Origin of the sequence: Microbispora sp. CA-135349, from assembly GCF_050947365.1 — a bacterium.
In the GTDB taxonomy this organism is placed as follows: Bacteria; Actinomycetota; Actinomycetes; order Streptosporangiales; family Streptosporangiaceae; genus Microbispora.
Genome location: NZ_CP192001.1, coordinates 7,901,544 through 7,911,708 on the forward strand (window position 1 = coordinate 7,901,544; position 10,165 = coordinate 7,911,708).

A 10,165-nucleotide genomic window follows, 5' to 3' on the forward strand; every position below is an offset into this window, starting at 1 on the left:
CGTACGACCTCACGGGTATCAGCCGCCCATGTTCGCCCCGTCTGACCTGGATGTACTCGTGCCCACGAAGGACCGTCCGGGCGCGCTGGCCGTCACGTCGGCGGGCCTCGCGGCGCAGACCGTGTCCGGGTTCCGCATCGTGATCTCGGACCAGTCGCACGAGCCGGTCGCCGACGATCCGCTGGTGGCGGCGCAGCTGCGCATCCTCGATCACCGCGACAGGCCGGCGGCCGTCCACCATCACGTGCCCTCGCGGGGCATGGCGGAGCAACGCGCGTTCCTGCTCGACCGGGCCGAGCGGCGGCTGGTGCTCTACCTGGACGACGACGTCTGGCTGGAGCCGGAGGCGATCGAGGTCCTGCTGTCCGCGATGAGCGACCTGCGCTGCGGCTTCGTCGGCTTCGCCCTGCACGGCCTGTCCTACCGCGACGACGTGCGCCCCGCCGAGCTGGCGCCGTACGAGGAGTGGACGGACGGCGTGCGGCCCGAGCGGGTACGCCGGGAGTCGCCGGCCTGGCGGCGTCACACCCTGCACAACGCCGCCAACCCGCTGCATCTCGCCCGGAAACACCTCGGCTCGCCGCGCCCCGGGGAGTGGCGGCCGTACAAGGTGGCCTGGATCGGCGGCTGCGTGCTGTACGACCGGGAACGGCTGCTGGAGTGCGGCGGCTTCGGCTTCTGGCGGTCGGTGCCGCCCCGGCACGCGGGCGAGGACGTCGCGGCGCAGCTGCGCGTCATGGAGCGGTACGGCGGCGCGGGCCTGCTGCCGAGCCGCGCCTATCACCTGGAACTGCCCACGACGGTCACCGACCGAAGGGCCGAATGCTACGACTACGTGTTCGACGCCGCATGGGCGCGCTGATCGAGGGGGTGCACCGCATCGCGGTGCTGCGGGCCAACGCCCTCGGCGACCTCGTCCTCGCGATGCCCGCTCTGGAGGCGCTCCGCCGGGCCTACCCGGGGGCCCGGCTGACCCTCCTCGGCACCCCGTGGCACGCCCGGTTCCTGGACGGCAGGCCGGGACCGGTCGACGACGTCGTCGCCCTTCCGCCGATATCCGGGGTCTCGTCGGCGGCCGACGGCCACAAGGCGCCGGAAAGCCTGTTCGAGGAGCTGCGCGAGCGCCGGTTCGACCTCGCCGTGCAGATCCACGGCGGCGGGCGCAACTCCAACCCCTTCGTCAACGCGATCGGTGCCCGGGTGACGGCCGGCCTGCGCACACCGGACGCCGAACGGCTCGACCTGTGGGTGCCGTACGTCTACTACCAGCACGAGACGCTGCGCTACCTGGAGGTCGCCACGCTGGTCGGCGGAACGGCCGAGGTGTACGAGCCGAGGATCGCCGTGACCGACGCCGACCGCGCCGAACTCGCCCGCGTGTACGGCGAGCCGCCGCCCGGCCTGATCGCGCTGCATCCGGGCGCGAGCGACCCACGGCGACGCTGGCCGGCGCGCGCGTTCGCGGAGGCGGCCGACCGGCTCGGCCGCCCGGTAGTGATCACCGGTGTCGAAAAGGAGCGAGAGGTGGCCGAGGAGGTCGCGGCGGCGATGCGGCGGCCCGCCGTCACGGCCGTCGGCACGCTCGGCGTCGGCGGCCTCTGCGCGCTGTACGAGCGGTGCGACCTGGTCATCTCCAACGACACCGGCCCCCGTCACCTCGCGGCGGCGGTCGGCACGCCCACCGTCGGCATCTACTGGTCGGGCAACCTCATCAACGCCGGGCCCCTCACCCGCACCCTGCACCGAGCCCTGATCTCCTGGACCGCGCGGTGCCCGGTCTGCGGCGTCAGCGGGCACGATCCCCGGGCGGGGCGGTGCCCGCACGACGAGTCGTGGGTGGCCGAGGTTCCGGTCGGCGACGTCGTCGAGCAGGCCGAGGAACTACTCTGGAACGGCGGCCGGAACTGACCCCGTGCTCGGCCGCACCGCACCGCGCTCCTACCCGCTCCGACCCCGCTCCGACCGCGCTCCGACCGCGCACCGGCCCGCACCCCTCGCCCCACCGCGCGCATCACCCCGGGCCGCCGCACCGACGATCACCCCGGCCTTTACCGTAAACCGGCCCGGGTGACCATACTCCCGTCGCGGTAGCGGCGGACGGCGCTGATCCCCCGGCGGTAGACACGAGAGCCTTCCGGTGTGCGACGACGCCGACGGCCCTCGGCGGCCATCATCGAGACGCCGCCAGGGGACGGAAGGTACGCGTGCCCGCGTACTCCCCCAGCGGTAGCCGACGTGTCTCTCGACGAGGGACGACGCCGCCGGCTCACGTGGGACAGGATTCCCGCGACCGCCATCCGCTGGAGGAAGGGAGCAAAGAGCGTGCGCAAGGTTTACGCCGTACTGGCGACGCTGATGTTCGTCGCCGCCATCGTGCAGATATATCTCGCGGCAGTCGGTGCGTTCGACAAGCCGCATGACGACTCGTCGTTCTCCCTGCACAGCATGAACGGCACGATGGTCATCCCCGTGGTCTCGCTGCTGGCCACCATCGCCGCGGCGATCGCCAAGGCGCCGGGACGCATGATCGGGATGACCATCCTGCCCATCGGTCTGGTCATCGTGCAGGAGCTGATCATCGCGGTCGGCGGCCTGTTCGACGACAGCACCGGCAACACCACGCCGCTCTCCCTGGCGATCCTCGGCCTGCATGCCATCAACGGCCTTGCGGTCGTGTTCGTCTCCGGTCACGTGTCCCGCGACGCGCGACAGTTCGCGTGGGCCAAGCCCGCTACGTCGGAGGCCGCCGCGGAGGGCCGTCCGGTTCGCGCCTCATGACGACCGACCGGCTCATGGCGCTCGACCTGGTCGTCTCGGTCCTGACCGTGGCGGCGTGGGTGGGCGCGGGCGTGGCCGCGGCGGCCCGCCGTCCGAGGACGGCCGCGGCCCTGTACGCCGTGGCCATGGTCGCGTCACTGGCCCGGATCGGGTCCGTCGTCGCGCTGTCCTGGGCCGGTTGGTGGTTCGTGCAGGAGAAGATCCTCGTCGCCCTGCCGCTTCTCGTCGCGGCGGGCGGCGTCGCCGCCGTGCTCGCCGGGCCGCGCCTGTTCTGCGCCGCCCGGCGGGTGAACCCCTCCCGGGAGGCGGACGCGGCCGGGCCGGGTGACTCCGCCGCCCCGCCCGCGCAGGACGCCGTCAGAGCTCCGGCGGTGGTGGTCTCCCTGCTCGGCGCCGGCTACGCGGCGGCGGCCGGAGTCGTGCAGACCTTCCTCATCGGATATCCGGCGGACGCGAGCTCCGCCCTCCTGCTCCTGGCCTTCGTCGCGGGGGCCGTGCTGGTGACCTGGAGAGCGATGAGCGCCCACGTTCCCAGGCTGCGGGCGGCGACGGCGGCGACCGCCGTGGCCGCCGTCCTCGGAGCGGTCCTCGCTTTCGTTCCCCCCACGGAGGGGACCACCACGCAGGGAACCAGCGCGGAGGGAACCAACGCGGAAGGGATCAGCGCGGCGGGCGCCGCGCAGGCCCACGCGATGGGCGACACCGACGTGCGCGCCGCCCCCGGCACAGACACAGCCGCCGGCACACACGCCGACGCCCATTCCGGTGTGCACCCCGCCTCCCAGACTCACTCCGTCTCGGGGGAATCCGCCTCCGCCGTCGCAGGCCCCGACCGTCCGGTGACCGCGCTGCGCGGTCCGGCCGCGCCTCCACCGGGCGGCTCCGTGCGCCGGTTCGAGCTGACGGCCCGTACGGCGACCATCACGCTGTCCTCGGGACGCAAGGTGTCCGCGTGGGCCTTCAACGGGCAGGTCCCCGGACCGCCGATCACCGCCGTCCAGGGCGACCTCATCGAAGTGCGGCTCCGCAACGCGGACATCACGTCCGGGGTGACGCTGCACTGGCACGGCTACGACGTGCCCTCGGGTGAGGACGGCGTGCCCGGCCTCACTCAGGAGGCCGTGCCGCCGGGCGGGGAGTTCGTCTACCGCTTCGTCGCCGCCCAGGCGGGGACGTACTGGTACCACACCCACGAGGTGTCCGACCTCGGCGTCCGGATGGGGCTCTACGGCACGCTCGTCGTCACGCCGAAGGAAGGCGCGGCCGCCGGAACGGACCTCACCCTGCCCGTGCACACCTTCGGCGGCACGACGGTGACGGGCGACCGCGACCAGCCTCTGGCCCGGCAGATCGCGCCCGGCACGCCCGTACGGCTGCGCCTGATCAACACCGACAACACGCCGCATCGGTTCACCCTGTCGGGCACGCCGTACCGGCTGGTGGCGGTGGACGGGACGGATCTGAACGGCCCGGGCACGCTCGGCCGGACCGGCCTGCGGCTCGCGGCGGGCGGCCGATACGACCTCGCGTTCACGATGCCGCCGGGCCCCGCCGTCCTGCGGATCGACGACCGCACCGACTCCGTGCGGCTCACCCCGGCGAGCGGGTCGTCCGGCGCGGACACGGGTGACGGGTCCGCCGGCGCCGCTCCCGCCGCCGGCGGTCAGACTGCGGACTGGCCGGACCTCGACCTCACCCGGTACGGCGCCCCGGCACCGACGCCGTACTCGGCCCAGAGCCGCTTCGACCGCAACTTCACGCTCGTCCTCGACCGGGGGCTGGCGCTGACGAACGGACGGCCGATGTACGCGCACACGGTGAACGGCCTCGCCTTCCCCAACGTCCCCACGGAAGTCGTCAGGGAGGGCGACCTGGTCCGTCTGACCGTGGTCAACCGCGGCCGGGACATCCACCCCTGGCACCTGCACGGCCACCGGGTCCTCGTGCTCTCGCGCGACGGCCGCTCGCCCACCGGCAGCCCTCTGTGGCTCGACACCTTCGACGTACGGCCCGGCGAGGTGTGGGAGGTGGCCTTCCGCGCCACCAATCCGGGGCTGTGGATGAACCACTGCCACAACCTGAGCCACGCCGATCAGGGGATGATGCTGCACCTGGCGTACGAGGGGGTGACGTCGCCCTTCCACGGCGCGCACAGCGGGTGACTGAATCACCCTTTTCCCGGTGTGCCGAGTAAAAAATCGAGGCGGGAAATCCTCACAGGTGTAAACGCTGGGTAATCAGATCAGAACCTCGGGTGAGCACCACTGGCCCGGGTCCCCCGGCCGGGCGTGGGCGATGCCGACCGAAGGGAGAGATCGTGAGAGTGCCCAAGAGCATCGTTCCCGCTCTGGCGGTATGGGCCGCCGCGGGGTGGTTCGTCGTAGGCCACCCCGCGGCGGCCCTCGCGGGCCCGGCCACCTCGGCCGTCGCGAACCGGGCCGTGCCGCCCGGGCCCGGCGAACCCACCACCTCGGGACCGTACGGGCAGGTCGTGCACACTGCCTGGCAGGGGCCCGGTCTCGTGTGCGCCTACCGCCTGCGGGGCGTGCGCAAGGGCGGCTTCCTCAACGTCCGCGAGGACGCCGGCGTCCACCACGCCCCCGTCGCCAAGCTGCGGCCGGCCGACGGAGGCTTCTCCGGGGCCTGCACCGCCACCCACGGCTGGGTCGCGGTGAAGACGGCCGGTGGGACGTCGGGTTTCGCCGCCGCCCGGTTCCTCCACAGGCTCGACCTGAGCGGGCGGCCCTCGCTCTCGTGCGTCTACCGGCTGCGGCACGTGCGCAAGGGCAGTTTCCTCAACGTCCGCGAGGGCGCCGGCATCCACCACGCCCCCGTCGGCAGGCTCCGGCGGGCCGACGGGAACGTCGCGGGAGCCTGCGACGCCGCCCACGGCTGGGTGGCCGTGGACACCCCCGGCGGCGTTCCCGGATGGGCCTCCGCCCGGTATCTGCGGAGGCTGTGACCCGGGCCGGCATGCTCCGGCCCGTCCCATCCCCCCGGCCGTCGCCCTCGTCCCCGGTGTCCCCCTGGCCGGGGACGAGGGCCGCCGGCCCGCCAGGCCGTGCCCCGCACTCCTCAGCCGAGGTCGTGGTGAGGAACGTAGCGGTCGAGCCGCATGAAGTCCTCGCTGGTCATCAGCGTGTCCATGTCTCCGATGTGCCAGCCCTCGTCGAGCAGCAGGGGCAGCAGCGGATGCGTGCCGGGCACCGCCACGTGCACCGGGCCGGCGCCGGGATGGGCGTTCGCCGCCTCCAGCACGATGTCGGCGCAGTCCTGCGGGGTCGCGCCCCCGGCCGGCCCGATGACGACTCCGTCTCCGGCCGTTCTGGCGAACGCGTAGCCCGAGCCGCTGACGTGCAGGGTCACGCCGGGCAGCCCGGCGAACCACCTCAGCGTCGAGGCCCGGTCCCCGCCGCAGACGTGGGCGTCCATGGCCGCCGCCGCGCGGACGTCCGCCTCCCCCGGCGCCTGCCCGCTCCCTCGTGACGCGGGCCGGCCACCGAGCGGTCCCCGCTCGAGATACAGCAGCGGGCAGCGCGGGCGCATCCCGTTCCTGACGTACAGCGCGAACGCCCTCTTGTCGGCGGAGGCGAAGGTGACCGTGGGCGTGCCTTGCGGCAGCAGTCGGGACAGGATGGCGCGGCCCACCCCCGACGACTGGTGGTCCGGCAGGACGAACAGGTCGCCGAGGTGCGTGACCGTCCCCCGGCGCAGCGTGCCGCCGAAACCCACGATCGTGCCGTCCACCTCGCCGACGACCACCGCGCCGAACTCGCGTTCGGCGTCCACGAAGTCCGGCTGCTCCGGCCACATGCCCAGGAGGCCGAAGCTGTTCGCGACGGCGCGAAGACCGGGCATGTCGGCGTCGGCCGCGGGACGGACGATCGGCTCCGCCATCGGTGCTCCCCCCTGCGCTTCTCCCCTCGTTTCGTTCACCTTAGGGCGCGTTCGCCCTCACGTTCCCTCCGGGGCGCCGGAGGGGAACGTAATCGGGTCAGCCCTTGACCGCTCCCGCGGTCAGGCCGCTGACGAGCTGGCGCTCGGCCACGGCGTAGAAGCCGAGGGCGGGCAGCATCGCGACCACGATGTAGGCCATGACCTTCGCGACGTCGGTCGAATACTGTCCCTGGAACTGCTGGACGCCCAGCGGGATGGTGGACAGGCTGTCGTCGCTGAACACCACGAGCGGCAGCATGAACTGGTTCCAGCTGTTGACGACCGCGAGCACGGAGACCGTGGCGATCGCGGGGCGGGCCATCGGCAGCAGGATCCGCCAGAAGAAGCCGAACGAGGAGCACCCGTCGAGGATCGCCGCCTCCTCGATCTCTCCGGGGATGGCCCGGAAGAAGCCGCGCAGAATGATGATCGTCATCGGCATGCCGAAGGCGGCCTGCGGAAGGATCACGCCGAGCGGGTTGTCGAGCAGCCCGAACATGCGCAGCAGCACGAACAGCGGCAGGATCGCCACCGCGAACGGGAACATCAGCCCCGCCGCGAACATCGTGAACAGCGCCTCGCGCCCCCGGAAGGCGAAGCGGGCGAACACGAAGGCCGCCAGCGCGGACACCGCGACGACGATGAGTGTGGTCAGAATCGCGATGTAGGTGCTGTTCCAGAGCATGCGCCAGAACGATCCCGACGCCAGCACGCCCGTGTAGTTCTCCGGCACCCAGGGGTCGGGCAGGCCGATCGGGTTGCTCGAAAGCTGCCGGGTCGTCTTGAAGCCGCCCAGCACGCCGTACAGCAGGGGGATGCCGACGAACAACGCCGTGATCCCGACGATGGCGTGCAAGGACAGGCTGCGCAGCGGGCCGCCCGACGTGGGGGAATGCCTGCGGCGAATTGCGCTCATCTCTGGTCTCCCAGCACGGTGGAGGCTCCTTCGAGGTCACGGCGCATGACGTATCTCTGATAGAAGAGCGCGAACACGAGGCTGATGAAGAACATCACCACACTGATCGCGCTCGCGTAGCCGACCTGGAAGCGCTTGAAGCCGAACTGGAACATCGTGACGGCCATGGTCTCGGAGGAGTGCGACGGCCCTCCGCCGGTGATGATCCAGACCAGGTCGAACAGCTGGATCGCACCGATGACCGACAGGAACACGCTGATGCGGATCGTCGGGCCGAGCAGCGGCAGCGTGACGTAGCGGAAGGTCTTCCAGCCCGTCGCGCCGTCGATCTGGGCGGCCTCGGTGAGCTCCTTCGGGATGCCCTGGCGCCCGGCGATGTACAAGATCATGTGGAAGCCGAAGTACTTCCAGGTCATGACGATGAACAGTGACATCATGACCGTCGACGGGTCGGCGAACCAGTCGAGGGGGTCGATCCCGAACCAGCCCAGAATGTAGTTGGCCAGGCCGTCCGTGGGCTTCAGGATCATCATGAACAGAACCGCGGTGATCGCCTCCGACAGGACGTACGGGGCGAAGAACAGCAGGCGGAAGAACGCCCGGCCGTGGATTTTCTGGTTGAGCAGCATGGCGATGCCCAGCGAGAGGGGAAGCTGGATCGCCACCGAAAAGATGATCAGCAGTAGGCCGCGCCACAGGTCGCCCAGGAAGACCTCGTCCGCCAGCAGGCGGGTGAAGTTGGTCATGCCGATGAAATCGGTGGGCAGTCCCCGCATGCCGTTCCACTTGAACACGCTCGCGTAGAAGGCGAGCAGGATCGGCGCCACGACGAGCCCGAAGAAGAGCACGAGCGACGGCAGCAGGAACAGCAGGATTTTGGTGAACCCCCGGAGCCTGTGGCTCCGGGGTCTCGTCGTCTTCACGCGACAGTTACTCCGACTTCGCCGTTTCGGTGATGGCCTGCGTCACCTGTTCGGGCGTCTTGGTGCCGCCGATCAGCTCGGCCACGCTGTCGTTGACCTCCTGGCCGACGGCCGGCGGGTACGCCTGGTCGAGGTAGAGCTGGAACCCGGTGGCCCCGGCGAGGTTCTTGGCGACCACGCTCAGGTTCGGGTCGGTGACCGCGTCCTCCTCGCCCTTCAGCACCGGGAGCACGCCGCCGCTCGCGACCTGCTTGCGGTGCTCGGTGCTCTCGGTGAGGAACTTCAGGAACTCGATCGCCTCCGCCGGGGCGTCGGCGCCGATCGCGTAACCGCCACCGCCGCCGAAAGCGTCGGTGACCGCGCCCTTGCCGCCGTCGACCGCCGGGAACGGGAAGAAGCCGAGGTCGTCGCCGAGGCCCTTGCCTGCGTCCTTCTGGACCGCGGGCGCCCACTGGCCCATCAGCTCCATGGCGGCCTTGCCGTCACCCATCGTGGCGGCCTGGCCGCCCGGGTCGCCGTACGTCGCGCCGAGGTAGCCCTTCTGGAACGGCTGGAGGCCGGCCAGTTCCTTGAGCTTCTGTCCCGCCTGCACGAAGGCCGGACCCGTGAAGTCCTTGGTCTCACCGGCCTGCTTGAGGGCGTCGAGACCGCCGATCCGCATGGCGAGGTACGCCCAGTAGTAGTGCCCCGGCCACTTGTCCTTGCCACCGAGGGCGATCGGGGTGATCCCGGCGTCCTTCAGCTTCTTGACGTCGTCGACGAGCTCCGACCAGGTCCCCGGGGGCTGGGCGATCCCGGCCTTCTTGAACAGCGCCTTGTTGTACCAGAAGCCCACCATGCCGATGTCGTCCGGGATGGCGTACTGCTTGCCCTCGACCTTGTACGCCGACAGCGCGGCATCGGTGAAGGTGCCGAGCCAGGAGCCCGCGTCCCCGGTCAGGTCCTTCACCAGGCCCGCGTCGACCTGCTGGGCGAGCACGCCGCCACCCCAGGTCTGGAAGATGTCCGGCGCCTTGCCGGACTGCGTGAGCGTCGTCAGCTTCGCCTTGAACGCCTCGTTCTCGTAGGGAACGTTCTTGATGGTGATATTCGGGTGCGCGGCCTCGAAATCCTTGATCGCCTGAACGCCGTAGGTCTTCAGGGGGTCCTTGGTCCAGATGTTCCAGAACTCGACCGTCACCTTGCCGCCGGCTGAGCTTTTGCTCTCGCCGTCGTCGCTCCCGTTGCCACCACATCCCCCGAGGACCAGTGCCGACGCCGCCAGGAGCGCCGCACCTCGCCGACTCAACTTCACGGTGGTTTCCCTTCTGGGTTCCGACCGAAACTTTCGGCTACTGTCCGATAGTTTCTGCGATGTGGCGTACGTTACAGCGGCGCTTCCGTTCAGATCAACGGCTGTTGTGTAGCTGTTACGCGCGGTCCACACCGAAAGGAAAGCGAGCCGCCTCGCGCGAAAGAATCCAGACAAACAGCCAACAATCCGGCGCATTTATCGGACGGCCGAAACCCGAATGAGGTCGTCGTCCATGCCGGACGGCCCGACGGGAACGGCGTCGTCCGGTCGATGAATCGGACATAACAGAAAAAGCGCCGCGCCCAGCATGGAAGCTGG

General features: G+C 70.8%; 9 protein-coding genes. 5 read left to right on the forward strand and 4 right to left on the reverse strand.

From position 1 onward, the window contains the following. Nucleotides 1–58 precede the first annotated feature (58 nt). From ACQPZZ_RS36335 to ACQPZZ_RS36355, 5 genes are all read left to right on the forward strand, one after another. Complete coding sequence (locus tag ACQPZZ_RS36335; RefSeq protein ID WP_432926591.1) at nt 59–862, forward strand: glycosyltransferase; 804 nt, start codon at nt 59–61, stop codon at nt 860–862. Further along, a complete protein-coding gene (locus ACQPZZ_RS36340; RefSeq protein WP_432926593.1) occupies nt 850–1,908 on the forward strand; it encodes a glycosyltransferase family 9 protein in 1,059 nt (352 codons plus the stop codon). Before ACQPZZ_RS36335 ends, ACQPZZ_RS36340 begins: the two co-directional genes overlap by 13 nt. Nucleotides 1,909–2,322: 414 nt before the next feature. Then, the gene (locus ACQPZZ_RS36345; RefSeq protein ID WP_363643589.1) at nt 2,323–2,778 is read left to right on the forward strand and encodes a DUF6220 domain-containing protein; all 456 of its coding nucleotides are present in this window, start codon (nt 2,323–2,325) and stop codon (nt 2,776–2,778) included. Then, on the forward strand, nt 2,775–4,940 hold the full coding sequence (locus ACQPZZ_RS36350; RefSeq protein ID WP_432926596.1) for a multicopper oxidase family protein: 2,166 nt from the start codon (nt 2,775–2,777) through the stop codon (nt 4,938–4,940). Before ACQPZZ_RS36345 ends, ACQPZZ_RS36350 begins: the two co-directional genes overlap by 4 nt. A 155-nt stretch (nt 4,941–5,095) precedes the next feature. Continuing rightward, the gene (locus ACQPZZ_RS36355; RefSeq protein WP_432926598.1) at nt 5,096–5,740 is read left to right on the forward strand and encodes a hypothetical protein; all 645 of its coding nucleotides are present in this window, start codon (nt 5,096–5,098) and stop codon (nt 5,738–5,740) included. Nucleotides 5,741–5,853: 113 nt separating this feature from the next. Here ACQPZZ_RS36355 and ACQPZZ_RS36360 read toward each other — a convergent pair whose 3' ends face one another. From ACQPZZ_RS36360 to ACQPZZ_RS36375, 4 genes are all read right to left on the reverse strand, one after another. Beyond that, complete coding sequence (locus tag ACQPZZ_RS36360) at nt 5,854–6,675, reverse strand: GNAT family N-acetyltransferase (RefSeq protein ID WP_432926600.1); 822 nt, start codon at nt 6,673–6,675, stop codon at nt 5,854–5,856. A gap of 97 nt (nt 6,676–6,772) precedes the next feature. Continuing rightward, a complete protein-coding gene (locus ACQPZZ_RS36365; protein ID WP_432926602.1) occupies nt 6,773–7,630 on the reverse strand; it encodes a carbohydrate ABC transporter permease in 858 nt (285 codons plus the stop codon). Beyond that, on the reverse strand, nt 7,627–8,553 hold the full coding sequence (locus ACQPZZ_RS36370; RefSeq protein ID WP_363643579.1) for a carbohydrate ABC transporter permease: 927 nt from the start codon (nt 8,551–8,553) through the stop codon (nt 7,627–7,629). Before ACQPZZ_RS36370 ends, ACQPZZ_RS36365 begins: the two co-directional genes overlap by 4 nt. A 7-nt stretch (nt 8,554–8,560) precedes the next feature. Then, nucleotides 8,561–9,847: an extracellular solute-binding protein gene (locus ACQPZZ_RS36375; protein ID WP_432926605.1), complete on the reverse strand. Its 1,287-nt coding sequence runs from the start codon at nt 9,845–9,847 to the stop codon at nt 8,561–8,563. Nucleotides 9,848–10,165: the final 318 nt, after the last annotated feature.

Coding starts and splice junctions, on each gene's coding strand:
- ACQPZZ_RS36340 (WP_432926593.1), top strand. CDS start 850: ATGGGCGCGCTGATCGAGGGGGTGCACCGCATCGCGGTGCTGCGGGCC.
- ACQPZZ_RS36350 (WP_432926596.1), top strand. CDS start 2,775: ATGACGACCGACCGGCTCATGGCGCTCGACCTGGTCGTCTCGGTCCTG.
- ACQPZZ_RS36360 (WP_432926600.1), bottom strand. CDS start 6,675: ATGGCGGAGCCGATCGTCCGTCCCGCGGCCGACGCCGACATGCCCGGT.
- ACQPZZ_RS36365 (WP_432926602.1), bottom strand. CDS start 7,630: ATGAGCGCAATTCGCCGCAGGCATTCCCCCACGTCGGGCGGCCCGCTG.